The 25,621-nt window shown below is 69.0% G+C and carries 21 protein-coding genes; 6 read left to right on the top strand and 15 right to left on the bottom strand.

Annotation, left to right across the window (positions count from 1 at the left end):
• Window positions 1-2: 2 nt before the first annotated feature.
• Complete coding sequence (gene clpB / locus IFJ75_RS17425; protein ID WP_207869875.1) at window positions 3-2,591, bottom strand: ATP-dependent chaperone ClpB; 2,589 nt, start codon at window positions 2,589-2,591, stop codon at window positions 3-5.
• 263 nt (window positions 2,592-2,854) lie between these two features.
• Here clpB and IFJ75_RS17420 point away from each other — a divergent pair, with 263 nt between their 5' ends.
• Window positions 2,855-3,196 (top strand): BA14K family protein, encoded by a 342-nt coding sequence (locus tag IFJ75_RS17420; protein WP_207869873.1) that lies wholly within the window; start codon window positions 2,855-2,857, stop codon window positions 3,194-3,196.
• A gap of 132 nt (window positions 3,197-3,328) precedes the next feature.
• Window positions 3,329-3,700 (top strand): BA14K family protein, encoded by a 372-nt coding sequence (locus IFJ75_RS17415; protein WP_207869871.1) that lies wholly within the window; start codon window positions 3,329-3,331, stop codon window positions 3,698-3,700.
• 61 nt (window positions 3,701-3,761) lie between these two features.
• Here the strand turns inward: IFJ75_RS17415 and pelA are convergent, their stop codons facing one another.
• Window positions 3,762-4,895, bottom strand: a complete 1,134-nt coding sequence (gene pelA, locus IFJ75_RS17410) for a pectate lyase (RefSeq protein WP_207869869.1) — start codon at window positions 4,893-4,895, stop codon at window positions 3,762-3,764.
• 124 nt (window positions 4,896-5,019) lie between these two features.
• Window positions 5,020-6,582: a carboxylesterase/lipase family protein gene (locus tag IFJ75_RS17405; RefSeq protein ID WP_207869867.1), complete on the bottom strand. Its 1,563-nt coding sequence runs from the start codon at window positions 6,580-6,582 to the stop codon at window positions 5,020-5,022.
• 162 nt (window positions 6,583-6,744) lie between these two features.
• On the opposite strand from IFJ75_RS17405, the gene IFJ75_RS17400 reads away from it, so the two are divergent.
• Together IFJ75_RS17400 and IFJ75_RS17395 are read left to right on the top strand one after the other, a co-directional pair.
• Window positions 6,745-8,379, top strand: coding sequence for a serine hydrolase (locus IFJ75_RS17400; RefSeq protein WP_207869865.1), 1,635 nt, complete (start codon window positions 6,745-6,747; stop codon window positions 8,377-8,379).
• Between the two features lie 2 nt (window positions 8,380-8,381).
• Window positions 8,382-8,777 (top strand): DUF805 domain-containing protein, encoded by a 396-nt coding sequence (locus IFJ75_RS17395; RefSeq protein ID WP_207869863.1) that lies wholly within the window; start codon window positions 8,382-8,384, stop codon window positions 8,775-8,777.
• Here the strand turns inward: IFJ75_RS17395 and IFJ75_RS17390 are convergent, their stop codons facing one another.
• The 7 genes from IFJ75_RS17390 to IFJ75_RS17360 form a co-directional block, all read right to left on the bottom strand.
• Window positions 8,778-9,533, bottom strand: a complete 756-nt coding sequence (locus IFJ75_RS17390) for a DUF4893 domain-containing protein (protein WP_207869861.1) — start codon at window positions 9,531-9,533, stop codon at window positions 8,778-8,780. It abuts the gene before it with no gap.
• Window positions 9,534-9,582: 49 nt separating this feature from the next.
• Window positions 9,583-10,776 (bottom strand): FAD-dependent oxidoreductase, encoded by a 1,194-nt coding sequence (locus IFJ75_RS17385; RefSeq protein ID WP_207869859.1) that lies wholly within the window; start codon window positions 10,774-10,776, stop codon window positions 9,583-9,585.
• A gap of 2 nt (window positions 10,777-10,778) precedes the next feature.
• Window positions 10,779-11,456 carry a DUF4893 domain-containing protein gene (locus IFJ75_RS17380; protein ID WP_207869857.1) on the bottom strand — a complete coding sequence of 226 codons (678 nt, stop codon included), beginning with the start codon at window positions 11,454-11,456 and terminating at the stop codon, window positions 10,779-10,781.
• A 65-nt stretch (window positions 11,457-11,521) separates the two neighbouring features.
• Window positions 11,522-12,898, bottom strand: coding sequence for an ATP-binding response regulator (locus tag IFJ75_RS17375; protein WP_207869855.1), 1,377 nt, complete (start codon window positions 12,896-12,898; stop codon window positions 11,522-11,524).
• A gap of 113 nt (window positions 12,899-13,011) precedes the next feature.
• On the bottom strand, window positions 13,012-13,995 hold the full coding sequence (locus IFJ75_RS17370) for a DUF4167 domain-containing protein (RefSeq protein WP_225896882.1): 984 nt from the start codon (window positions 13,993-13,995) through the stop codon (window positions 13,012-13,014).
• A gap of 326 nt (window positions 13,996-14,321) precedes the next feature.
• Window positions 14,322-15,215, bottom strand: coding sequence for a peptide chain release factor N(5)-glutamine methyltransferase (gene prmC, locus IFJ75_RS17365; RefSeq protein WP_207869851.1), 894 nt, complete (start codon window positions 15,213-15,215; stop codon window positions 14,322-14,324).
• The gene (locus IFJ75_RS17360) at window positions 15,212-15,970 is read right to left on the bottom strand and encodes an MOSC domain-containing protein (protein WP_207869849.1); all 759 of its coding nucleotides are present in this window, start codon (window positions 15,968-15,970) and stop codon (window positions 15,212-15,214) included. The genes prmC and IFJ75_RS17360 overlap by 4 nt, the downstream gene beginning before the upstream one ends.
• Window positions 15,971-16,056: 86 nt before the next feature.
• On the opposite strand from IFJ75_RS17360, the gene IFJ75_RS17355 reads away from it, so the two are divergent.
• Complete coding sequence (locus IFJ75_RS17355; protein ID WP_207869847.1) at window positions 16,057-17,313, top strand: YihY/virulence factor BrkB family protein; 1,257 nt, start codon at window positions 16,057-16,059, stop codon at window positions 17,311-17,313.
• Window positions 17,314-17,323: 10 nt separating this feature from the next.
• Here the strand turns inward: IFJ75_RS17355 and IFJ75_RS17350 are convergent, their stop codons facing one another.
• The 3 genes from IFJ75_RS17350 to IFJ75_RS17340 all read right to left on the bottom strand — a co-directional run bounded on the left by IFJ75_RS17350 (window position 17,324) and on the right by IFJ75_RS17340 (window position 21,228).
• A complete protein-coding gene (locus IFJ75_RS17350; protein ID WP_207869845.1) occupies window positions 17,324-19,453 on the bottom strand; it encodes a PBP1A family penicillin-binding protein in 2,130 nt (709 codons plus the stop codon).
• Window positions 19,454-19,652: 199 nt separating this feature from the next.
• Window positions 19,653-20,282: a class I SAM-dependent methyltransferase gene (locus tag IFJ75_RS17345; protein ID WP_207869843.1), complete on the bottom strand. Its 630-nt coding sequence runs from the start codon at window positions 20,280-20,282 to the stop codon at window positions 19,653-19,655.
• 7 nt (window positions 20,283-20,289) lie between these two features.
• Complete coding sequence (locus IFJ75_RS17340) at window positions 20,290-21,228, bottom strand: alpha/beta fold hydrolase (RefSeq protein ID WP_225896881.1); 939 nt, start codon at window positions 21,226-21,228, stop codon at window positions 20,290-20,292.
• Between the two features lie 154 nt (window positions 21,229-21,382).
• On the opposite strand from IFJ75_RS17340, the gene IFJ75_RS17335 reads away from it, so the two are divergent.
• Window positions 21,383-22,504 carry an aromatic ring-hydroxylating oxygenase subunit alpha gene (locus tag IFJ75_RS17335; RefSeq protein WP_207869841.1) on the top strand — a complete coding sequence of 374 codons (1,122 nt, stop codon included), beginning with the start codon at window positions 21,383-21,385 and terminating at the stop codon, window positions 22,502-22,504.
• Window positions 22,505-22,699: 195 nt separating this feature from the next.
• Here the strand turns inward: IFJ75_RS17335 and IFJ75_RS17330 are convergent, their stop codons facing one another.
• Window positions 22,700-23,365 carry a TetR/AcrR family transcriptional regulator gene (locus IFJ75_RS17330; protein ID WP_207869839.1) on the bottom strand — a complete coding sequence of 222 codons (666 nt, stop codon included), beginning with the start codon at window positions 23,363-23,365 and terminating at the stop codon, window positions 22,700-22,702.
• 258 nt (window positions 23,366-23,623) lie between these two features.
• Entirely contained in the window at window positions 23,624-25,480 is a 1,857-nt protein-coding gene (locus IFJ75_RS17325; protein ID WP_207869837.1) for a cation:proton antiporter domain-containing protein, read from the bottom strand.
• Window positions 25,481-25,621: the final 141 nt, after the last annotated feature.

Genomic DNA, 25,621 nt, shown 5'->3' with positions numbered 1-25,621 from the left:
GCCTAGTGAACGCGCGCCTTCCCGATCTCCAGCCCGCCTTCGCCGGCTGACACGGCGATCACCGACCCGTCCGCGATCTCGCCGGCCAGCAGCTTCTTCGCCATCGGGTCCACCAAGTCCTTCTGGATCACCCGCTTCAGCGGACGCGCGCCGTAGACCGGGTCGTAACCCTTGTCGGCGAGCCAGGCGGCGGCGCTGTCGTCGAGGGCGAGGGTCAGGCGGCGATCGGCCATCAGTTTTTCGAGGCGGGCCAGCTGGATGCGGACGATGCCGCCCATCTGTTCGCGGCCCAAGCGGCGGAACAGGATGATCTCGTCGATGCGGTTGAGGAATTCCGGGCGGAAGTGGGCGCGGACGGACTCCATGACATAGGGGCGCACGGTTTCGACGTCGTCGCCCTCCTGCTGACCCGCGAGCGCCTCCGACCCCAGGTTGGAGGTCATGATGATCAGGGTGTTGCGGAAGTCGATGGTTCTCCCTTGCCCGTCCGTCAGGCGGCCGTCGTCGAGAACTTGCAGGAGCACGTTGAAGACGTCGGGGTGGGCCTTTTCGACCTCGTCGAACAGGACGACCTGATAGGGTCGGCGGCGCACGGCCTCGGTCAGGGCGCCGCCCTCGTCATAGCCGACGTATCCCGGAGGGGCGCCGATCAGGCGGGAGACGCTGTGCTTCTCCATGTACTCCGACATGTCGAGCCGGGTGATGGCCGCGTCGTCGTCGAACAGGAAGGCGGCCAGGGCCTTGGTCAGCTCGGTCTTGCCGACGCCGGTGGGGCCGAGGAAGAGGAAGCTGCCCAGCGGCCGGTGCGGATCGTTGAGGCCGGCGCGGGCGCGGCGAACGGCGTCGGCGACGGCGGTCAGGGCCTCGTCCTGACCGACCACGCGGCCGCGCAGGGCGTCCTCCATCTGGAGCAGCTTCTCGCGCTCGCCTTCCAGCATCTTGTCGACGGGGACGCCGGTCCAGCGGGAGACGACGGCGGCGATCTGTTCGGCGTCGACGACCTCGGGGGTCAAGGGGCCGGACTTGTCGGTCTCATTGGCCTCGGCCTCGGCGAGCTGCTTCTCGATCTGCGGGATCTGGCCGTAGGCGATTTCGGACGCGCGGCCGAGGTCGCCCTGACGCTGGGCGAGGGCCAGGTCGGCGCGCAGGCGGTCGAGGGTTTCGCGAAGCTGGGCGCCTTGCCCGACCTTCTCCTTCTCGGCCTTCCAGCGGCGGGTCAGGTCTTCCGACTCGACCTCGAGGTCGGAGATGTCATCCTCAAGGGTTTCCAGACGCTGTTTGGAGGCCGCGTCGGTCTCCTTCTTCAGGGCCTCGCGCTCGATCTTCAGCTGGACCAGACGGCGGTCGATCTCATCGAGCGCCTCGGGCTTGGAATCGACGGCCATGCGCACGCGCGAGGCGGCCTCGTCGATCAGGTCGATGGCCTTGTCGGGCAGGAAACGGTCGGTGATGTAGCGGTTCGACAGGGTCGCGGCGGCGACGATGGCGCCGTCGGCGATGCGGACCCCGTGGTGGACCTCATACTTCTCCTTGAGGCCGCGCAGGATGGAGACGGTGTCCTCCACCGAGGGCTCGGCGACGAAGACCGGCTGGAAGCGACGGGCCAGGGCCGCGTCCTTTTCGACATGCTTGCGGTATTCATCCAGGGTGGTGGCGCCGACGCAGTGCAGCTCGCCGCGCGCCAGGGCGGGCTTGAGCAGGTTGGAGGCGTCCATGGCCCCGTCGCCCTTTCCGGCGCCGACCAGGGTGTGCATCTCGTCGATGAAGAGGATGATCTGGCCCTCGGCGGCCGAGGTCTCGTTGAGCACGGCCTTGAGTCGTTCCTCGAACTCGCCGCGGTATTTCGCCCCGGCGATCAGGGCGCCCATGTCCAGCGACATGACCTTCTTGTCGCGCAGGGATTCGGGCACGTCGCCGTTGACGATGCGCAGGGCCAGACCCTCGACGATGGCGGTCTTGCCGACGCCGGGTTCGCCGATCAGAACGGGGTTGTTCTTGGTGCGCCGGGCGAGGACCTGAATGGTGCGGCGGATCTCCTCGTCGCGGCCGATGACCGGATCGATCTTCTGGTCGCGGGCCGCCTGGGTCAGGTCGCGGGCGTAGCGTTTGAGGGCGTCATAGCCGTCCTCGGCGGCGGCGCTGTCGGCCGTCTTGCCCTTGCGGACATCGGTGATGGCGGCGTCGAGTTTCTCTGACGTGGCGCCGACCGATTTGAGGATTTCCCTGGCCACCCCGCCTTCGCGGGCGATGGCAGAGAGCAGGCGTTCGGTGGTGACGAAGGCGTCGCCGGCCTTCTTCGACGACTCTTCAGCGGTGGCGAAGACGCGGGCGGTGTCGCCGTCCAGATAGAGCTGGCCCGAGCCGCCGGAGACCTGGGCGCGCTTCTGCAGGGCGGTTTCGGTGGCGGTTTCGGCCTTTGCGGCGTCGCCGCCGGCGGCGGTGATGAGATTGCGGGCGAGACCGTCGCGCTCCTCCAGCAGCACCTTCAGCAGATGCTCGGGGGCGAACTGCTGGTGACGGCGCGCGAGGGCGAGAGACTGGGCCGACTGGACGGCCTGTTTGGCGCGGTCGGAATAGAGATCGAGGTTCAAAACGTGTCCCCTGTAGAGGCGGAAGTCCGGAAATCAGATGCGACTGACCGCGCGTCCTCTGATGCAAGCAACGCGCCGTTCGGTCGAGCGAGATTTGGGTGTGGCGAGGCGGTCACACAAGAGGCCCCCGCCCGGGATGCGCCTCAATGTGTCAGCCTTGTTACACATTGAACGCAAAGAGAAATATCCCGGAAAGCGGTCGAAATCGGAGTCGCGGACGTTTCATCGACATCGGAGTTCACCGATCAAGAAGGAGACCCCTCATGCGCAACACCCGCACAGTCCTGGCCGCCATGGCCGCCGGCCTGATGACCCTCAGCGCCATTCCGGCCTTCGCCGCCCCGCAGTCGCACAACAACGCCCCGCAGCAACAGCAGCGCGGCAACGACAATCGCGACAACGGGCGTGGCAATGGCGGCGCCAGCGAATATGGCAGCTGGAACACCAGCTGGGGCGCCCGTCCGCCGGCGCCGCCGCGCAGCTTCTCGCGCCACAACGACTGGTATCGCCACGTGCGGGCCTGTTCGCAGCGCTACCGCAGCTATAATCCGGCCACGGACCGTTACACGGTGCGACGCGGCCAGACGGCGATCTGCCGCCTGTAATCGCTGAGAAAACCCGCCGAGGTTGAAGCCTCGGCGGGGCGAGCGGTGAAATCTCACCTGCGGTGCAACGTCGCAGGGGTCGGGGTGTTCTCGGTTAACGCCGGGCAGGTCCCGGCCATCGGAGAAACGCTTATGAGAAAACTGCTGATCGCCGCCGCCGCCGGTCTGATGACCCTCAGCGCCCTGCCCGCCTCCGCCGGGGCCGCGCCCCAGGAACGGCCCTACAACGCCGGCCCAATGAACGGACCGATGAATCACGGCCCTGATCGGGGCGGTCCGGATCGAGGCGGTCCCAATCACGGCGGTCCCGGTCGTCCGGGCGACCAGTACGGCAACTGGGACGACCATTGGGGCGCCCGTCCGCCGGCCCCGCCGCGCAACTGGAGCCGCCAGAACGACTGGTATCGCCACGTGCGCGCCTGTTCGCAACGCTATCGCAGCTACAACCCGCGCACCGACAGCTACACGGTCCGCCGCGGCGTCTTCGCCCGCTGCCGCCTGTAGTCTCACACACGGCAATTGAAGACGGCCGCCGTGGGGACACGGCGGGCGTTTTCGTGTCCGCTCAGGTCGCGGGCAGGCCGACGCGGCGGCGCCAGGCCGGGTAGTCGCGGTCGATCAGACCGGCGGCCGCCCCGTCGAAATAGTTGTAGCCGGCGCGGCGCTCGCGCTCGATGTCGGCGAGCGCGGGGTGGACTACGGAATCGCGGCCGAGGAAGATCGGACGGTTGGTCCCCAGCTCATAGAACCGGGCCCAGAGGCGGGCGCCCGGAGCGGGGATCACGCGGCGGTCGTTCTGGCCCTCGGCGTTGGTGAAGCGCTCGACGGCGATGTCGGGGATGACGGTCGATCTGAACCAGGCGACCGAGCCCTCGACGGCGGCGATGATCTCGGGCGAGGGGTTGGGGACGCCCATCAGGAAGCGGGTGATGCCGACGCTCTCATAGCCCGACAGCGACGGCGGCTCGAATTTGCGCGCCCATGCCGGGGCCAGGGTGACCTCGTCATGCTGGGCGCACCAGACGGTGAGCTTGCCGTCCTGTCTGATCTGGGTCTTGAGGATGATGTCGATCCCGCGCGCGACCGCCTCGGCCGCCTTCGCCTTGCGGCCCGCATCGACGAAGCCGTAGGGGCCGGCGCCGTTCGAGACGTCGCGCAGGACGTTGAGCACCCGCACCATGGCGTCGTCGTTGTAGGTGATGTGGGTGTAGTAGCCCGTCCGCAGCGGGAAGAACTGGGGCCAGCCGCCGTTCGGATACTGGGCCGCCAGCACCCAGTCGAACCCCTTGTCGAAGGCGGCGACGTAAGCGGCCGAGTTGGGCGCGCCCGCCTGAATGACCCTGGCCAGAAACTCCATCTCCAGGGTCGTGGCCTGGTTGTCGATGGTGTCGCCGAGTTCGGGATCGACCGGGGTGGCCGGCGGCGCGCTCATGTCGGTGTTCTTGGGCCAGGAGCCGTTGGCGAACTGATAGAGCAGGACCGTATCGGCCAGACGCCGGGCCTCGGCCGAGGCGTACCAGGCCGCGTCCTGACGCAGGACCGCGCTGCCCCAGCGGACGGGCGCGGCGGTCTGGACGGCGGCAGGCGCGGGCGCGCTTGCGGCAGCGGGGGCGCAGGCGGCCAGAACGGCCAGCATGGGCGCGGCGGCGAGCAGCCGGCGGGTCTGGACGCGGCCGCGACCGGTCGACGAAAACGGCATGGGTTCCTCCCGAATGAGCCTTGAGGCCCGCCCCGTTCCGTCCCGGACGGCGAGGTCTGGGCGTGACGCTACATCAGGTCCGCGACGCAGGAAAGACACCGGTGTCAGAAACTCCGTCTGGCCGTCAGCGGGGGCCGCGCAAGCTGTCATAGACGGCGTCGAAGGCCCGGAAGTTGGGCTCTTCCGGCAGGTCGCCCATGGCCGGGGTCTCGCCGAGGCGCATGGCCTTGGGGTCGGCGAGGGTGAAGGGCGCCCAGGCCCCGCCTCGTCCGTTCGGATCGCCGATCGCGGCGAAGGCGACCCAGGCCTCGGCCATGCGGTCGGCCAGGACCCGGTCGGTCGCCGTCCAGTTCCCGTCGGCCGGATCCAGATGGTCGAACATGTACCAGAGGTCGGCGAAATGGCTCGCGCCCCAGTCGGCGCGGACCGATCCGGCGAGCCAGGGCGGGCGGCGCTCGAAGCGGTAGAGATAGACCGGGCTGCGACCGTGTTCGGCCTGCAGCATGGCCCAGGTGCGAATGTCCCAGCCGAAGCGCAGGTCGCGCTCGAAATCGAGCCGGGCGGTCCTCGCCTGATCGTCGGTCGTGAAGGCGTAGGGCGCCGGCAGGGGCGGCGGCAGACGGCCCCACCGGGCGGCCAGTTTCTCGTTGAAATTGGCGGCGGTGACCTCGGCGACGTCGGTCAGGGATCGCGCCTCCTCGGCGTTATAGCCGACCAGCAGGGGCACATCGCTGTGGCGTCCGGCGCGGAAGACCTCGAACGGCGCCTCGGGCAGGAGACGCGGCTCAATCACCGGATGGGTCACTCCGCCGGCGCCCGCCAGCAGCCGGTCGGCAGGGAGGGCGCGCATCTCGTCCAGCGTCGTGGCGCCCAGACGGGTCATCAGGGCGGCGCCGTCGGCCTCGGCCCGGGCCAGCTGGTACTGGGGGGCCAACGCCGTGGGTTCGAACAGGCCGCCCGACTGGCCGATGGCGCGCTGGAACAGGCCCTTGGCCCGGGGCGAGGCCATCAGGATGCTGACCGAGGTCGCGCCCGCCGACTGGCCGGCGATGGTCACCCGGGCGGGATCGCCGCCGAAGGCTGCGGCATTGGCCTTGACCCACTCCAGCGCCGCGACCTGATCCATCAGGCCATAGTTGCCGGAGGCGTGGTCGGGAGATTCGGCGCTGAGGGCCGGATGGGCGAGGAAGCCGAGCGCGCCCAGCCGATAGGCCACGGTGACGACCACCGCCCCGCGTCTCGCCAGCGCCGCTCCATCATAGAGGGGGATCGACGTGGAGCCGTTGGCCAGACCGCCGCCGGGAAACCAGACGATGACAGGTTTCGGCGATCCGTCCGCGATCGGTGCCCAGACGTTCAGATAGAGGCAGTCCTCAGCGGACGGCGACGGCGGCTCGCCCGGCATGGAGGTTCCGGTCTGGAGACAGGCTGGGGCAAAGCGGGTCGCCGGGCGCTCGCCGGTCCAGCGCGGCGCCGGCCGGGGATCGCGCCAGCGTAGAGGCCCGACCGGGGCCGCCGCATAGGGGACCCCGCGAAAGACCCGCACCCCGTCCTGCCGCTCGCCCACGATCCGGCCGCCGGTGACGGAGACGCGGTCAGGAGTCTGGGCCGAGGCCGCGCCCGCAGACGTCAGCAGGCCGAAAATCACGGCGAGGCGAATCGCGATCCGCCCACGGGTCGTCGTCATCGTCAGCCCTCCTCCAGTCCGGTCATTTGCAGCGGGCGCGGCGAAGGGTGCCAGTTAAGCTTCTGTAAGAGCCCCAACCCGCCCTTGAAGGCGGTCCGGACTCTGGCGCGGGCCTGAATCGACGCGTAGCGTCATCGCTCGGGTTTTGCTGGAGCTTTCGCCATGTCCCTTCGCCTATCGCGCCGTCAGGCTCTTTCGTCTGCGGGCCTCGGCATGGCCGGTCTGGCGAGCCCGTCTCTCGCGTGGAGCCAGACAGGGACCCCGGCGCCCGACGCCGGCACGGCCCTGGCCGAGGCGGTGGACGCCTATGTGAAACGGGCCATGGCGGCCTTCCCGGACCAGCCGGCCATCTCCATCGCCGTGGTCAAGGACGGGCGCACCGTGCTGGCGCGCGGATACGGCGTTCGCAAGACGGGCGAGGCCCGGACCGTCGACGAACACACCCTGTTCGCCATAGCGTCGAACACCAAGAACGTCACCGCCGCCGCCCTGGCCATGATGGTCGATGAGGGCAAGGTGAAGTGGGACGAGCCGGTGAAGACCTATCTCCCCGAATTCGCCCTGTCCGATCCGTACATCGGCGAGCACATCACGGTGCGCGATACGCTCAGCCACCGCGCCGGTTTCGGCCTCGGCGCCGGGGATCTGCTGTTCTGGCCCAACAGCGACCGGACCCGCGACGAGGTCGTGGCCCAGGCCGCCTTCGTGCCTATCGAGGACGGGTTCAGGGCGAATTATCACTACTGCAACCTGATGTTCGTGGTCGCCGGGGCGGTGCTGGAGAAGGTCTCCGGCATGCGCTGGGAGCAGTTCATCCAGACGCGGATCTTCGATCGCGTGGGGATGGCCGAGACCGTGCCGATGGCGACCCTGGCCGATCCGCAGAAGTCGGCCCTGCCCCACGCGCGCGTCGGACCGCCTCTGCGGACGCATGGGCCGATGGTTCAGATCGCGGAGTCCATCGCCGAGGTGTGGAACTGGGATTCGGCGGCGGCGGCGGGCGGCATCTGCACCAATCCGGTCGACTGGGCCAAATGGATCAATGTCCGGCTGGCGATGGGCAGGCTGCCCGACGGGTCGCGGCTGTTTTCCGAGGCGGTCGCCAGGGAGATGTGGAAGCCCAATATCATCGTCTCGGGTTCGGAGGGGCCGACGGCGGCCATGCCGGGGCGGGCCATCGCCTCGACCTACGCCATGGGCCATCAGGTGCAGGACTATCGCGGCGAACGCTACATCAGCCACGGCGGCGGCTCGCCGGGCGGCATCTCGGCGACGGTGATGATCCCGGGCCGCAATGTCGGCTTCTCGGTCTTCTCCAATGCCGAGGAGGGCCAGCTGCTGCGCGCCCTGCGCTCGGGCATCGCCGACATCTGTATGGAGAAGGGCGGCTCGTTCGACTGGATCGCCGACGCGGTGCGGGTCGCGGCAGAGGCCGAGCCCAAGGCCATCAAGGCCGCCGCCGACATCGACGCGCGTCAGGCGGCGGGGACCAAGCCGTCCGCGCCTCTGGAGGCCTATACCGGGACCTGGCGCGACCCCTGGTACGGCGACATCACGATCGAGATGAAGGACGGCGGCCTGTGGATGGCGTTTACGCACACCCCGACGCTGAAAGGTCCGGTCGAGCCCTATGACGGGGAGACGATGCGGACCCGTTTCCTCGACAAGCGCGAGGAGGACCTGCTGGTCACCTTCGCCCTCGAGAACGGCCGACCGAGGACGGCGACCATGAAGGCGCTGAGCCCCGACGCGGATTTCTCGTACGACTATCAAGACCTTAGACTGACGAAGGTCTGATCATGGAACAGTTCAAGGCGCTCTGGGCCGGACGGTCCCGGCGGCGGGAATACTGGGCGAGCCTCGTCGCGCTTGTGATCGCCTATCTGATGCTGGCCAGCGTCGCAGGGCCGGTGATCGCGAGCACCGCATCATTTCCGTTCTGGCTGCTGATCGGGACCCGTCGACTGCATGATGTGGGGGCCACGGGCTGGCTGTCGCTTATCCCGTTCGGCCTTGGGTTCGTGACCAGTTTCGCGGTCAGTTTCGCCGCCGGGATCGGAAGCCCGCTTCCTGTCGACGCCCGGGAGGCCAATCTCCTGGCCAGTCTGGTCTCGATGATCTTCATGATCGGTCTCGGGATCTGGCCCCCGCGCGCCAGGCCGGCCGTTCGTCCGGAGCCGGAAGCGGCCGCCTGATCACCGTGTCAGTTCGAGGATCTCCAGCTTGGCCTCCTGTTTCGGCCAGGGGATGACCAGCCGCCAGCGTTGCGGGCCGAGGCGTTCGAGGACGCCGATCTGGTCGCGTTCGCGGGTCTGGCCATAGGTCGGATACGCCGTCTCGTCACCCCAGGCCTGGGCGCCGAGGAAGACCAACTGGTTGTCCGAATGGGGATAGAGCAGGCCGCGCGAGCGCTGCGAGCCCGTGGTCTTGGTCAGGATCAGGTCGCCGCCGGGCGTCAGCTCCACCGTGCAGCGGAAGGCCGGATAGGACAGGAAGGCGGGACCCTTTTCGTCGCGTGAGCCCAGTTTGATCGTGCGACAGCGGTAGTTTCCGGGCGGGGGCTGGAGGCGGCCGGTCAGGGCGGCGTTGGGATCGACGAGGGGGCCCAGCGCCTCGACCTGATCGGCGAACCCCTTGTCCTCGGCCTCGGCGCGGCCCAGCCGCCAGGCCTGATCCAGACGGCCGAGGGCGGAGGCGTCGGCGGCTTTCGCGACCTGGCGCCAGTCAGCGGCGCCGCCCTGTTCGCCTGCTGGCGGCGCCGGATCGACAGGGGGCGGGGTCGGTCCGCTGAGGCTCTCTCCGGCGGCCGGATCGTGGGGCGCCGAGGCGGGCGGGGTGACCCCGTCCTGGGGCGTGGTCTGGGGGTCTTCGGTCGAGGGCGAGGGGCTCCGGCTGCAGGCCACAACGACAAGAGCCGCGCCGGCGACGGCGATGAGGGGACGGGCGGTCATGGTCGCTCCTTCGATCAGAGGGAGACGAACGGTCCGCGTCGGCTGGGGTTCACATCTTCCGGATCGCCGGGCCTCTGGGATCCAGCAGCAATCCCGAGACGGTCGCCGCCAGCAATCTCGGGGCGAAGGGCAGGCGGGCGACCTTGCCGAGGATATGGTCGCGGATCCAGGGCAGGACGGCGCCGTCGGCCTGATAGAAGGGGGTGAAGATCATCGACAGGGCCTGATAGAGACGCACATGCCAGCGGCGGGCGGCGGCATAGGCGGCGAGGGCGTCGGAGAGATCCGGATGGGTCTCGAGCGCATCGGCCAGGGCAAGAGCGTCAAGCAGGCCCATATTGACCCCCTGCCCCAACTGCGGACTGGTCGAATGGGCCGCGTCGCCGAGGACCGCCAGCCGGTCGGCGACGGGCCGGATGAGGGTGTGGTGGCCGTAGCGGGCGAGGGTCAGGGCGTCCGGGTCGGCGATGCTGTCGAGGATCGGCGCTACCTCGGGCCAGAGGGACAGGATCTCGGCCTTCCACGGATCGAGACCCGCCGCGCGCCAGGCCGGGTGGTCGTCGCCCTTGAGGCTCCAGAAGAAGGTGGCGAGGCGCTGGTCGGGCGCATCCGGCAGGCCGCCGCAGGGCAGGACGCCGATCATCTTCGAGGCCTCGCGATAGACCTGCTCCAGCGCGCCTTGGTCGAAGCCGCCGCCCGGCCAGGGGACCGTGCCCCACAGGCCCGACCAGCCCAGTTCCTGACGCCGCGCGCCGAGGGCTCTGGCGATGGGCGAGCGGGCGCCGGTGGCGTCGACGATCAGATCGAACCGGGCGCTGGTCCAGCCGTCGGCGCCGGTGAGCCGGCCGTCAGCGGCCCCGACGATCTCCCTCCCCGTCTCGAACGCCACCCCGTCGGCCAGACAGGCGCGGTGCAGGACGTGGAACAGGGCGGCCCGATGCACCCCCAGCGAAGGCCGCGGCGCCTTCAGGTCGCCGTAGCGGATGTCGAGGACCACCCGGCCGCGCCGGGCCTCGCGGCCGAAGATATGGGTCAGGGGCTGGGCGTGGCGCTCGACCTCGGCGGTCAGGCCGAGCCGGTCGAGGACGTGCAGGCCGGTGGGCTGGAGCATGAAGCCGGCGCCGACCGGGCGGGCTTCCTCGAACCGCTCGTGCACCACCACCTGCCGCCCCTGACGAGCCAGCATCAGGGCGGCGGCGAGACCGGTGGGACCGGCCCCTGCGACGGCGACAGACCGGGTCAAGGTCAGGCGGGGACGAGTTCGATCAGGTCGAGGTTGGATTCGTTCTGGGGCCAGGGAATGACGAGGCGCCAGCGGCGGTCGCCGATCCGCTCCAGGGTCGCGACGACGTCGCGGTCGGGGCGACGACCATAGGTATTGGCCGGGGGCTCGGCGGCCAGGGCCACGGAGCCGAGGAAGACCATATGCCGGTCGGTCTCGGGGAAGAGCAGCCCGCTGGGCCGCTGGGATCCCGTCAGTTTGGAGAATTTCAGGCCGCGCGGCGTCTGTTCGATACGGCAGGCGAACCAGCCGTAGACGACATAGCCGAGGCCGTCCTCGCCGCCCTGGGAGCCCAGTTTGACGGTGCGGCAGCGATAATCGCCGACGGGCGGGACGACGGGGGCGAAGGCGGCGCGCGGATCGATCAGGTCGCCGAGGCTCTGCAGATCCCCGGAGCCGGTCTGGCGGCGGGCCTGCTGCAGGGCCAGCGACCAGGCGGCGTCGCGGCGCTGGTAGCGGTCGCGGTCGGTGGCGGTGATGACGCCGCGCCAGTCCATCAGGGCCGCGCCGGTCGGACTGCTGGGCGGAGCCGGATAGCTGGGCTGGTTCGGCGGCGGGGGCGGAGGCGGCGGAGGCGCGCCCGTGGCGCAGGCCGACAGGACCAGGGAGGCGGCGAAACCGGCGAGGACGGCGAGGCGCATGGGCGACCTTGAGCTACGACTGACGCGAGGCCTTCAGAGCGCTCGCAGCCCGCCCCGTCAAGCGGTTACGCCGCTTGCACGTCGTTGGGCGCCCCCGCCCCCGTCCCCGACTCCGACAAACTCTCGATGAGGGCGCGATTCAGGGCCCGGGCCAGAACAGGAATGTCGAGCGGCTTGGTCAGATATTCCCGGAAGCCCGCCGCCCGGCCGCGTTTGATGTCGCCGGGCATGGCGCTGGCCGACAGGGCCAGCACCGGCAGGCCGCGCGTCAGGGGGTCGGCGTCGAGCCGAGCCTTGAGCTCGAACCCGTCCATCCCCGGCAGGTTGATGTCCAGCAGGATGACGTCGGGGCGTAGGTCGCGGGCCAGAGCCAGCCCCTCGTGCCCCGTCTCGGCGACATGCAGCCGCAGACCGCCCAAGGCCGCGATGACATGCCGCATCAGGGCGATGTTGGACGGATTGTCCTCGACATAGAGCAGGGTCGCCGCGCCGCCCGGCATCACGGGTGTCTCCAGCGCCGGGATGGGAGAGGCGACGACCTCGGGCGCCAGGGATCGAGCCAGGGGCAGGCTGAGGGTGAAGATCGAGCCTTCGCCCTCGCGGCTGACGGCCTCAAGCCTTCCCTTCATGGCCTCGGCCAGACGGCGCGAGACGGCGAGGCCGATGCCGGTCCCGGGGACTTCGGAGGTCTCGCGGCCCAGACGGTTGAAGGGCTGGAAGAGATCGGTCATCCGGGCCTCGGGAATGCCGACGCCGGTGTCGTGGACGGCCAGGGCCACGCCCTCGGCGGTCTGGTGCAGCTGCAGGAAGACCGCGCCGCCCGGGCGATTGTATTTGATGGCGTTGGACACGAGGTTGAGTAGCACCTGCCGCAGCCGGGTCCGGTCCGCAACGACGCCGAAGCCGGCGGTGGGCGGCGGCGGGGTCAGGGCGATCCCGGCGGCCTCGGCCTGGGGTCTCAGGCTGTCGCAGACCTGGCGGGCGACCAGGTGGGGGTCCACGGCCTCGATCGACATCGACATTTTGCCGGCCTCGATGCGGGCGAGGTCGAGCACCTCCTCGATCAGGCTGAGCAGATGCTGGCCCGAGGCGAGAATCTGGTCCACGGCCTGGGACTGGCGCCGGGTCAGGGGCTCGGCCTGGACGTTCATCCGCATCAGTTCGGAAAAGCCGATGACGGCGTTCAGCGGGGTGCGAAGCTCATGCGACATGCCCGCCAGGAAGTCGGTCTTGGCCTTGTTGGCGGCGGCCAGACCCCGGGCCTGTTCGTCGGCGGCCTCGAGCGCGAGACGCAGTTCGCGAGTGCGCTCCTCGACCCGGTCCTCGAGCGAGGCGTTCTCGGTTCGCAGCCGCCGGCTCTCGCCCCGGGCCCGAAGCGCCAGCCTTATCCCCGCCCAGGCGCCCGACAGGGCAAGGGCCAGAAGCATCAGAATGAATTCCATGACAAGTCCTCCTGAAGCAGAGGATGACGGCCATAGATTGCATTACGGTAAAACCACAGGTTGTGTTGCGAGGCCGAAGAAACCCCGGAGCCGCGAACGGTCCGGGGTCAGGATTACTCTTCGGCGGCGGTTTCGGCCTTGCGGCGCGGCGCCCGCTTCTTCGGCGCCGGCTCTTCGTCCGAGGCTGCGGCGACCGGCGCTTCCACGGCGGGGGCGGCAGGCGCCGAGGAGCGGGTCAGGAAGCCCGGCAGGGCGGCCGGAGCGTCGTCGGCGTCGCCTTCGCGCGGCATCCGGTTGCGGCGCGGACGCTGGGCCTTGGGGGCGTCGTCGGCGGCGGGCTCGTAAGGCGTCCCCGTCAGGGCTTCGGCCGGCGCCGCAGTCTGGGCGTCGGCGGCGGAATCCGCGCCGGCGTCATAGGGGGCGTTGTCGGGCGCCTCGCCCACGCCGCCCTCGGCCTCGAAGCGGCGGTTGCGCTCCTCGCGGCGGCGTTCCCAGCGTTCGCGGCGGGTCTCGCGGCGCGGACCACCCTCTTCGCCCTCGGCGCGGGGTTGTTGCTGGTCGCGGTCGCGGTTGTTGTCGCGATCCTTGTTGTTGTCGCGGTCACGCCATTCGCGCTGCTGCCCGCCTTCGCCACGGTTCTGATCGCGGTCGCGGTTCTGGTTCTGCTCGCGGGGCTGCCCGTCCTGCCGGTCGTTTTCGCGCGGCTCATTGGCCTGCTGGGCGGCGCGGTCGGCGGCCTGTTGCGCGGCGAGGAAGGCGGCGGCCTGGGCCCCGGTCTCGTCCTCGAAATCGATGTCGAAGCCCTGATTGGACAGTTCGCGCGCGGCGATCTCCGACACCGGACGGGCCGGCTGCAGGGCGCGCAGGACGCGGAAATAGTGTTCGGCGTGCTGGAGATAGTTCTCGGCCAGCACCCGGTCGCCCGAGGCGGTCGCGTCGCGGCCGAGCTGCAGATAGCGCTCATAGACCGTCTGGGCGTTGCCGCGGACCTTGATGTTCTCCGGGCCCTGGGAGTCCCAGGACCGGTTCGGATTGGCGTTGTTGGCGTTCGACTGACCGCCGCCGGGCTTTCTGTTACGTCCGCGTTGACGCTTCATGCCCTTGAAATCTCTCATGAGACGCTACCGTGCTTTCGAGAGGACAGCCGGATCGCGATGCGCGTCCAGAGCCTGTCCGTTTCGTCGTTCCGCTTCGTTCGGGGCCAATCCCCGGGGACGATCTATTCGGAAATCCGTCGTCGCCCCGTGGTTCGCCGGGCTTTCCGGCCCGACCATCACATGCCCCGAGCGCGCGTGACTGAACCGGTTAGGCGGTACGAGGCGTGCGGTTTGGGTGGGAGACAGCCTCTGACTTAGCGCGCGTCCGGCTGTTTTCCAAGGGGTTTGTTGGCCTCCCCGTCACAGCGCAATGGGGAGGATAGGGATCAGCCCTTGGGGATCGGATTGGTGCGCGGGTCGGGGCCGTTGGTGACGACGCGGTGGCGGTCGCCGAGGTCCTTGACCACGATGACGTTGTCGAAGCCCGCCTCGACGAAGAGGGCCTTGACCGCCTCCCCCTGGTCCCAGCCGATCTCGACGGCGAAGACGCCACCGGCTTTCAGGATGCGTTTGATCTCGGGCGCGAGCTGGCGATAGGCCTCCAGCCCGTCGGGGCCGCCGTCGAGGGCCAGGATCGGATCGTGGTCGCGCACCTCGGGGTCGAGGCCGGGGATGTCGCCGGACGGGATATAGGGCGGGTTGGAGACCACCAGATCGAAGCTGTGGTCGGCGAAGCCCGCCGCCCATTCGGTACGCAGGAAGGCAGCGCGGCCGTCGAGATCAAGGTTGGTGGCGTTCTCGCGCGCCACGGCCAGGGCCTCGAAGGAGATGTCGGTGCCGACGCCCTTGGCCGCCGGGCGTTCGCTGAGGATGGCCAGCAGGATGGCGCCCGAACCGGTGCCGAGGTCGGCAACGGTGAAGGCCTCATGCGGGACGTGGGCCAGCATGGCGATGTCGAGAATGGTCTCGGTGTCGGGGCGCGGGCTGAGCACGTCGGGGGTGACGTTCAGCATGATCTTCCAGAAGCCCTTGCGGCCGAGGATGCGCGACACCGGCTCGCGCTTCAGGCGGCGGTCGATGAAGCCGTCCAGCATGGCCAGCTGGTCGGCGCTGACGGCGCGATAGGGGTCGGTCAGGATGTCCATGCGGCTGGCGCCGGTCGCGGCCTCCAGCAGCAGGCGGGCGTCGATGGAGGGGCTGTCGATCCGCGCGGCCTTGAGTCGGGCCTGTGCGGCCTTCCAGGCGGAGACGAGCGTGGGAGTGGAAGAGGTGTCGGTCATGCGGGTCTCGCTACCGGATCGCCGATCGCGATGCGACCCCCCTGCTCGATCGAGACATAGAGTCCGCACAACATATGGCCATAGGTCTCGAACAGGGCGCGGACCACGGCGAGGTCGCGTTCGCCCGTCGCCGGATCGACCTCGGTGGCGGCGCAGCGGACGATGGGCTTGGCCCCGCGCAGGACGGTTTCGCCGATCGTGATGGCCTCTCCGGCCCAGTCGTTCTCGACCCAGGGCGCCCAGCCCTCGACCTGGATATTGGCGCGGAAGCGCAGGGGGGCGAGCGTCTGGCCCCATCGCGCCTCGAGATCGCGCACGCTGTTGAGGTTGAGGATCGAGACCCGGCCTTTGGAGGAATCCATGAAGCGATGATCCGGGCCGGCCGCGATCAGCTTCAGCGGTCCCCTCGCCTCCTCGTCGAGGAAGGCGGCCAGCCGGGCCTCGAAGGCGGCGCGGTCGTCGGGGTCGTCCAGGCGGACGTCGAGACGGTCGCCGTCGATCTCGGCGGTCAGGACATTGGTCGCCTCGTCCCAGCGGGTGCGGACCCGGGCGAGGATGGCCTGACGCATAAGGACGGTGAACCTCTGCTTCGGGATCTGTTCGGGAGCCGAAGGGTCGTAGCCGGAGGGGCCGTTCTCGACCGCCCACATCCGGTCGCCGGGGAACCAGCCGCCGGTTTCGAGGACGGCCTCGGTCAGGGGCTCGGGCGTGAATCCCTTGACCGGATGGCGGTAGAGGGCGGCGACGGTCGACATATGGGATCACTGCCCGACGAACGAAGATGCGGCAAGAGGAGGATAAGCCGGGGGAACGGCGTTGCAGCTTGGCCGTTGAGGCGTCGATGTCGTCTTCCAAGCTCCCTTTCAAACTGACCCGGGTCGGGAGAGGCGCCCCCAGCAAGGCGTCCGTCTGGCGGTTCGCCGCCGCGACACTTGGGGGTCTGGCTGCAGGCGCCGGGGCGGCGCACCTGCTCTATACCCAGGGCCATAAATACGGGCTGGAGCTGAGGCCGAAGCGGCCAGAGCTCGTACCGCCGAAAACGCCCACGCCCGAGGATTATGACGTGCGTGATCCGGGTCGCGGGCGGCTGGCGACCCGGCCCGAACACATTCCGCACAAGGGCTGGATGGATATCCTGTGGCGGGTCGGGGCAGCCTATTTCGGCGATCGGGTCGGCTTCTTCGCCGGCGGAGTGACCTTCTTCATCGTGCTGTCGCTGTTTCCGACGCTGGCGGCTTTCGTGACCTTGTACGGCCTGTTCGCCGATCCGGCCGACGCCTGGAGCCGGCTGCAGTTCCTGTATTCGATCCTGCCGTCGAACGTGGCCCAGTTTCTGGGCGGCGAGATGCAGCGGCTGGCCGCCAACTCTTCCGGCCAACTGACCTTCACCCTGGTCTGGACCCTGTTGCTGTCGCTGTGGACGGCCAACGGCGGGATCAAGACCCTCTTCTACGGACTGAACGTCGCCTATCATGAGGTCGAGAAGCGCAATCTGGTCCGCTACAACCTGATCTGCATGGCCTTCACCCTGTCGGGTCTGACGGCGGTTCTGGTCTCGGCGGGTCTGGTGGTCGGGGCTCCGATCGTGCTGTCCGTGTTCGGCCTGCAGGAGAATTTCGGCGTCTTTGCCTGGTTGCGCTGGCCGGTCCTGCTGGTCGGCTATACCGGCGCCCTGACCCTGATCTACCGCTTCGGACCGTGCCGGCAGAAGGCGCGCTGGCGCTGGCTGACGCCGGGAGCAATCTTCGCGGCGGTGCTGAGCGTGATCGTGTCCTTCGTCTTCAGCTGGTACCTGTCGACCTTCGTGCGACTGGACAGCTACGGCCCGCTGGCGGCCTTCATGGGTTTCCTTCTGTGGATCTGGTTCTCGGTGCAGATCATCCTGATGGGCGCCGAGGTCAACGCCGAGATCGAGCATCAGACGGCGATCGACACCACCACCGGCGCGCCCCGTCCGCTGGGCGAACGCGGGGCCCTGGTCGCCGACACCATCGGGCCGAGGCGCGGCTCGCCCGCGGCGCTCGACTTCACCCTCAAACACGCCGAGGCCGTCGCCGACCGGCTGACCAAGAAGAAGGCGAAGAAGCGCGCCAGCTGATCGCGAACGATCAGAAGAACAGCGGGTCCGAACGCTTCTCGGGCGGCAGGGTCTCGAGCTTCTGCGGCTGATCCTCACGGCGCGGCTTGGGCGCCTGGGCCGGAGCGGGCCGAACCTCGACACGCGGCGCCGCGGGCTGCGGCTGTCCGGGATCGTAGGGCTCGCCCGCGTTGGGATCGACTGGCGCCACCACCGTGCCGCCATAGGGATCCTCGACCTGACCGATCAGATCGCCGACCGGATCGGGCGGGACCCAGCCCTCGGGCATGGGCGGGCCGTTGGGGATGGCGGGGGCGTTCAGGCGCGGCAGGGCAGCGGACATGAAGTCCTTCCAGATGGCGGCCGGAGACCCGCCGCCGGTGACGCCGCGCATCGGGGTCGCATCGTCCTTGCCGACCCAGACGGCGGCGACGAAGCCGCCGGTATAGCCGACGAACCAGGCGTCCTTGTAGTCCGAGGTCGTGCCGGTCTTGCCCGCCAGATCGCGGCCGGCGATGGAGGCCGAAGCCCCGGTCCCGCCGGTCATCACGCCGCGCAGCAGCTGGTTCATATAGTAGAGCGGCGGGTTGTTGATCGCCTGGCCGCCGATCGCGCCGGAGTTCGAGTGCTGGTAGATGACCCGGCCCGAGGGGGTTCGGATGCGGCTGATGCCATAGGCCTGGACCCGACGGCCGCCATTGGCGAAGGCGTCATAGGCCTGGGCCATCTCGATGGGCGAGACCTCCGAAGTGCCGAGCGCCATGGCCGGATCGAGGCTGATGCGGCTGGTGATGCCCAGGCGGCGGGCGGCGCGCGAGACGCTGTCGCGACCGATCTTGTCGGCTACCGAGGCGGCGACCGTATTGGTCGAATGGGCCACGGCGTCGGCGATGGTGGTCGGTCCGCCGAAGGTCCCGGAATAGTTCCTGGGCGACCAGGTCCCGATGGTGATCGGCTCGTCGACCACCGGGGTCTGGGGCGTGTAGCCGGCCTCCATGGCCGCCAGATAGACGAAGGGCTTCCACGAGGAGCCGGCCTGACGCTGGGCGTCGACGGCGCGGTTGAACTGGCTGTCGGCATAGGACGAGCCGCCGATCATGGCGCGGACCCGGCCGTCGCCGTCCAGGGCCACCAGAGCCGCCTGCTGCACGCCCTTGGACGCATCGCGGGTCAGGATTCGGTTCACGGCGCGCTCGGCCGAGGTCTGGAGAGTCAGATCCAGGGTGGTCTCGACCACCATGTCCTCGGTCGGTTCGCCGACCAGGCCGCGGATCTGCTTGTCGAGCCAGTCGATGAAATACTGGGCGTGCTGGCTGGCCAGGGTGCGCGAGACGCGGACGGGCTCGAGCACCGCCTGTTCGCGCTGGGCCGGGGTGATGACGCCGGTGTCGACCATCTGGTTCAGGACGACGGTGGCGCGGGTGGCGGCGCGCTCATGCTCCGACACCGGCGAATAGCGCGACGGCGCCTTGAGCAGACCGGCCAGAAGCGCGGCCTCGCCGACCGTCAGATCCTTGGCCGGCTTGTCGAAATAGCGTTGCGAAGCCGCCTCGATCCCATAGGCGCCGGCGCCGAAATAGACCCGGTTCAGATAGAGGGCGAGGATTTCCTTCTTGGAGAATTTCAGCTCAAGCCAGACGGCCAGCATCAGCTCCTGCACCTTGCGGCGCATGTTCTGGTCGGGGGTCAGGAACAGGTTCTTGGCCAGCTGCTGGGTCAGGGTCGAGCCGCCCTGGACGACGCGACCGGCGCGCATGTTGCGCGCGGCGGCCCGCATCATGCCGATGGGGTCGAAGCCCGGGTGCCACCAGAAGCGGCGGTCCTCGATGGCGATGAAGGCGGCCGGGACATAGTCGGGCAGGCTGTCGAGATCGGCCGGCGGCGCCTGTTGCGTCCCGCGCGTGGCGATCAGGGCGCCGTTGCGATCCAGATAGGTGATCGAGGGCTGGCGCGAGACATTGTAGAGGCTGGAGGTGTCCGGCAGGCCGCGCGCGAAGACGGCGAAGAAGACCACCAGGAAGATGACGCCCCAGATGGCCAGGACCCCGCCCCAGTAGAGGACCTGCTGCAGACGGGTGCGCTGCGGCTTGGCGCCGCCGCCGTTACCGCCGGGACGACCGCCGTGGCCACCCTGTCTGCCCCCGAAACCTGGACCGGCCATCGATATCCTCAAAGTCCCGCTGCGGAAGGGGTTGTACCCGATCCGGCGCTATCCCACACGTCGCTCATCAAAACAGCCCGCGTGGTGAACAGGCGGTGAAGATGTCACGGGGAACGTGAGGCTTGTTTCCGGTGAAATCAGGGCGAGGGCGTTACGGATTGGTGAGGCCGGGGTGCAGGAAAGGTGCAGGCGGCGCGCTTCACCCCCGCCGCGCCACCCACCGGTTTCCGTATTCGTCCTGCTCGGCGGGATCGATCGGGTTGGGGGTGAAGCCGTGGGCGGCGAAGATCGTACGGTATTCCTCGGCCGCGAGACTGCCGTGATAGAGGGGTTCGCCACGCCATTCGCCGATGACCTCACCCTCCTTCTGGCCGGTGGAGGTCATGAAGACGCAGGCGTCAGCGGCGTGGGACAGGATGCGCGGCAGGGCGATCCTCTGGTCGGCGGGGCTGAGGTGGAACAGGCTGTGCCAGGCCAGAAGACCGTCGAAGCGGCGGTCCCCGAGGTCGAGGGTCCGCATGTCGCCGTCCAGCCATTCGCCCGCCGGCAGAGTCTCCGCCGCATGGGCCCGCAGGCCCGGAGAAGGCTCCACCCCCGTGACCCGGAAGCCGCGTTCGATCAGGGCCGCCGCCACCGGCCAACCCGAACCCGAGCCGACATCCAGCACGGTTCCGCCCGGCGGCAGGGCGGTCATGAACCGCTCGAACCAGTCGATCTCGGACAGGCCCCGCGGTTCGCCGGCGACCAGCCTCGGCCCCCGGTCGGCGATCCAGCCCTCGGCCTTGTCGGAATAGAGGCCGACGATGCGGGAGGCCGAGGGATGGGTCATCTTCGCCTTACTGGGCGACGAAGGCGTCCAGCGCCGAATAGAAGGCCTCGGGCTGGTCCAGCATGATGAAGTGGGCGCTGTCGTCGATGCGCACCAGTTTCGCACCGGACAGGTTGGCGAAGGAGGCGCGGTAGATGCCGTCGGTCAGCTCGGGCGTCATGCGCGGGTCGTTGAACTTGGCGTAGAGGACCTCGGTCGGGGCGGTGATCTTCGGCAGTTCGGGACGCAGGTCGGTGGCGATCAGCTCGCGGAACGCATGGGCCGAGACCTGCTGGTCGCTGGTCGCCGTATCCTGCAGCGGCCCGGCGCGCTTCGATTCCGTATTGATCATGCCGGTGACGGCGGCGGCGGCCTGTTGCTGGTACTGCTCCGGCGAGGCCGAGGCCATGCCGTTGCCGATCATGTCGGCGGTCGCGGCGATGCTCTCTGCCGTGGCTCCCGGAGGGCCGAACATCGCCCCCATGAAGGGCGTCATGTCGACGACCATCAGCTTGCCGACCAGATCAGGATGGCGCGCGGCCAGCATCAGGCCGATGGTCCCGCCCATGGAATGGCCGACCACCACCGGATGGTCCAGATGGTTCTCGGTGATGTAGCGGGCGATCTCCTCGGCGACCGGGGCCGCGACCGGACCCGTCCCGTTGCCCTCGACCGGCGCCCCGGCGAAGCCCTGGATATGGATGCGGTGAACGCGCCAGCCGGAACCCAGATGTTCGACCGTGCCGTCCCAGACCTCGGGCGAGGAGCTAAGCCCCGGGATCAGGATGATGTCGCGGCCGCCTTCGCCGTCGATGCGCACATGCAGCCGGTCCGAGGCGAAGTCGGCGTGGCGGTGATGTTCGGTGTGTCCGGTGTGACCATCCTGCGCAGCGGCAAGGCCCACCGCGCCGAAATTGATCATCAGTCCGACGGCGGCGACCAGTCCGGTCAACAGCTGGGTATTCATCCGGGTTTCCCTCCAAGGCGTTTTGAGCAGGCCGTGCGCCCGCCTTCTCATCCGCTTGTCGTCACAGTGGGGTCGAATGGATGCGGGCGGAAGCGGGGTGGTTGAAAAATTCCTGCGTGATGACGTCGCGGGCGCGGACGCCTAGAATGGCCGGATGCCCTCCGCCGACTCCGCTCCCGTCTCTTCCAACGCGCCTGAAGCCAAGGCCCCGCCGACGGCGTTCGGCAAGGGGTTCGTGCTGGACGCCTGGTATTTCGTGGCCCTGTCGCGCGACGTCGCGAAGGGATCGCTGAAGCGATACGAGATCATGGGCGAGCCGGTCCTGATCGGCCGGACCAATGCGGGCGCCGTCTATGGCATGCGCGACATCTGTCCGCACCGGGCCGCGCCGCTGTCGGCCGGGCGGATGGTCGACAAGCCCGGCGAGGGCGAGACCATCGAATGCCCCTATCACGGCTGGCGCTTCCGGCCCGACGGGGTCTGCGCCGCTATTCCGTCCCTGGTCGAGGAGCAGGCCTTCGAGGCGAACCGCATTCGCGTCCGGTCCTATCCGGTGGTCGAGAGCCAGGGACTGGTCTTCGTCTTCATGCGGTCCGATCCGCGCTCGGAAGAGGCCCCCGACCACGCGCCGCCGGTCTTCCCCGGCGTCGTCGGCGGCGAGGCGAAACTGGTCGAGTGGATGGATTTCGACAGCCATATCGACCACGCCGTCGTCGGCCTGATGGACCCCGCCCACGGGCCCTTCGTGCATCAGCAGTGGTGGTGGCGGTCCGAGCATTCGATGCATGAGAAGGCCAAGGCCTTCGAGCCGCGCGAGTTCGGTTTCGCCATGGTCCGTCACGCCCCGTCGTCGAACAGCCGGGCCTACAAGATCCTCGGCGGCGCCCCCGCGACCGAGATTAGTTTCCGCCTGCCCGGCTACCGCTGGGAGCATATCCAGGTGGGTGAGAAGCAGGTCCTGGCCCTGACCTGTCTGACGCCGGTGACGGAGACGAAGACCCGGATCACCCAGATTTTCTGGTCCGACCACTGGGTGTTCAACATCGCCAAGCCCTTCCTGAGGATGGGTGTCGTCGCCTTCCTGAAACAGGACGGCGGTATGGTGAACCTGCAGAACGAGGGGCTGCGCTACGACCCGGCCCTGATCTGGATCGACGACGCCGACAAACAGGCGAAATGGTACCAGCAGCTCAAGCGCGAATGGACGAAAAGCCGCGTGGAGGGACGCGGCTTCGTCAACCCGGTCAAGGCCGGGGTGCTGAGGTGGAAGAGCTGATCCTCCCCGTTCGCCGCTGGGCGAATGGGGAGGTGGATCGGAGGCGATAGCCGACGAGACGGAGGGGGCGACGCGATGATTCAGGTGAGGAACCGGTGACGCGCTCACTGGCAGCGCCCGGTCGCCCCCTCCGTCTCCTCGCGAAGAACTCGGAGCCACCTCCCCATGCTGCGCACGGGGAGGAGACCTGTCCCCCTAGCGCGTCAGGGCGCCCGCGAGGATGACGTCGATCTGTTTGGCGACGTGGGCCGACAGTTGCTCTTCGGTCCAGCTGTCGTAGGCCGCGCGGCGGTAGTTCGACAGATAGGCGTCCCACAGCAGGTCGGTCAGCAGCGGCACGTCGGCGTCCTGCGACAACTCGCCCTTGCCGACGCCGTCACGCAAAATCTGGGTGATGACGGCCAGCAGTTGCTTGGTCACGGCGCGGGCGCGCGTCTCGGCGGCCAGCGGCTGGAACCACGAACGGGCGACGATGGCCTGGAACAGCGGCAGCTGGTCCAGCGAGCCGTGGTAGCCGGCGGTCAGGGCGGCGGCCAGACGGGCCTTGACCGAACCCTCGCCGGCGCCGGCCTTCACAGTGTCGGCCAGTTTGGTCATGTCTTCGGTCAGGACGGCTTCGAACAGCTCGGCCTTGTCCTGGAAGTTGGCGAAGACGGCGCCCGTGGACATGCCCGCGCCCTTGGCGATGTCGCGGATGGTGGCGGGCTCATAGCCCCGCTCGGCAAAGAGGCCGCGAGCGGCGTCCAGCACCTTCTGACGGGTGCGCACCTTGGCGGCCTGACGGCGGTTCATACGGGGAGCTTCGGATCCGGCGACGTCATCGGGGGAAGGGGCGTCGGCGATCGCGGCGGTTTGGGACATGGAGATGCTTTACTCAAACCCGACGACGGGGGAACCGCCGGGGACGATGGGGAGATGGGGGCGACTGCGAATTCCGGCGCCGCCTGAAGGCGAAAATCACCGGTCTCCAAAAGACGCTACCCCGAGAACGGGGGTCTTCATCACGGAACGATGACGAAAATGGGGTCCAAATATTAACGGCGCCGTTCCGCGCCGCGTGGCGTCGGGGAAGCCTCACCCCGGATAAACGGCGTTATGTCGACATTCCGTCGCGAACGGTCACGCTTTATTTTCCAGCGGTTTCCGAACGCTAGAACCGCGCAGGGCCCGGGTCGCCCGACCGCGCCGCTCTTCCGGAATCGCCGCCTGAAACACCGCGCGGAAAACGTCGCGCTTTTCGTGGATAGAGGCCAGGACCAGCCCCATGGGCACGCCGACGTCGACCAGGGTGTTCTCGGCAAGCTGCAAACTGGCCTCGGTGGTCTCGGGCACAGCGTCGGTGACGCCGAGGCCGTAGAGGCGGGCGGCGTGACGGTCGTCGCGGGCCCGGGCGATCAGGGTCATGTCGTCGCGCAGGGCCCGGGCGGCGATCACCACCTCGTCCACCTTGGACGGCGCATCCATGGTCACGACCAGGGCCCGGGCGGTGTCGATGCCGCAGGCGGTCAGCATCTCGGCCCGGCCGGCGTCGCCGTAGTAGATGTCGAAACCTTCGCGTCGGGCCTCGCTGACGGCGGCCGGATCGGCGTCCACGGCGATGAAGGGCACCTTGTGTTCGGCCAGCATCTCGCCGACCAGCCGCCCGACCCGGCCGAAGCCGACGATCAGGACGGCGCCCTCTCGCACCACCGGGTTCAGGGCCTCGGCCGGGACCACGGGGGCCTCGTTGTCACGCGGCTCCAGCCTGCGGGCCAGCTTCAGCCCCAGCCAGGCCATCAGGGGCACGGTGAACATCGACAGGGTGGCGGAGACCAGCACGGCCTGGGTGAAGGCGGGCGGGGCCAGACCCTCGTTCATGGCGGTGTTCAGGACCACGAAGGCGAACTCCCCCGCCGGGCCCAGAACCAGGGCGGTTTCGATGGCCGTGCGGGCGCCCAGCTTCCAGAGGCGGGCCAGGCCGTAGATGGCGATCGCCTTGATGGCCGTAATGGCAAGGGCCAGGCTGAAGACGAAGACCGGATCGGCGGCTAGGACATTGAGGTCCAGCCCGATGCCGACGCCGACAAAGAAGACGCCGAGCAGCAGGCCCTTGAACGGCTCGATATTGATCTCGACCTCGCGCCGGTACTCGGTCTCTGCGATCAGCAGGCCGGCGATCAGGGCGCCGATGCTCATCGAAAGGCCGGCGGCCTGGGCCGCGACCCCCGTCCCGACCACGACCAGCAGACACAGGGCGACGAACAGCTCCTGACCCCCGTGGGACCGTTTGCGGATACGGGTGACCGAGCGGAACAGAGGCCGGAGCACGACCCGGCCCAGAACCACGATCAGGGCGAGGCCGAGGGCGGCGGGGGCCAGGGTGAACAGGGTGCGGCCGATCTGGTCCGGCTGCAGCAGGCCGCCGGGATGGGCGGCGGCGGCGAGAAACGAGGCGGTGATCAGGATCGGCGCCACGGCCAGGTCCTGGGCCAGCAGGACCGCGAAGGTCGACCGGCCGGTGGCCCCCTTCAGTCGCCCGTTCTCGGCCATGACCGGCATCACCACCGCGGTCGAGGACAGGGCCAGCGCCATGCCGAGCACGGCGGCGGCGGCCAGGGACTGGCCCAGAACCAGGAAGCCGCCGCCCAGCACCAGGGCGCAGACCAGCACCTGAAGCAGGCCGAAGCCGAAGACGAGGCGGCGCATCGCCTTGAGCCGCTCCCACGACAGCTCCAGCCCGATCATAAAGAGAAGGAAGGCGACGCCGAGCTCGCTGAGCTGGGCGATCTGGGCCGGATCGCTGATGGTGAACCAGGACAGCCAGGGCAGGGCGGCAGTCAGCTGGCCGAGGCCGTGGGGACCGAGGACCACGCCCGCGGCGAGGAAGCCCAGCACCGGACTGATCCTCAGCCGGCTGAACAGGGGCACCACCACGCCCGCCGCCGCCAGGAAGACGACCAGATCCTTGTATTCGCCGCCGCCGCCGTGTCCCGCCATTCGTCCTCCAATTCGCTGCGGGGACAATCTTGTCTCAACGCGGGTCCGGCGCCATCCCGTCGCTGAGATTCATGAATCTTTTTTAAGGCGACACCCCCCCTGTCCGGCGTAGGTTCGCCGCCGAACCGCCATATTGGCTTC

Source organism: Brevundimonas goettingensis, assembly GCF_017487405.1.
Taxonomy (GTDB): domain Bacteria; phylum Pseudomonadota; class Alphaproteobacteria; order Caulobacterales; family Caulobacteraceae; genus Brevundimonas; species Brevundimonas goettingensis.
The sequence above is the reverse complement of the archived record's forward strand: the minus strand, read 5'-3'. Positions and strand labels throughout refer to the sequence as shown.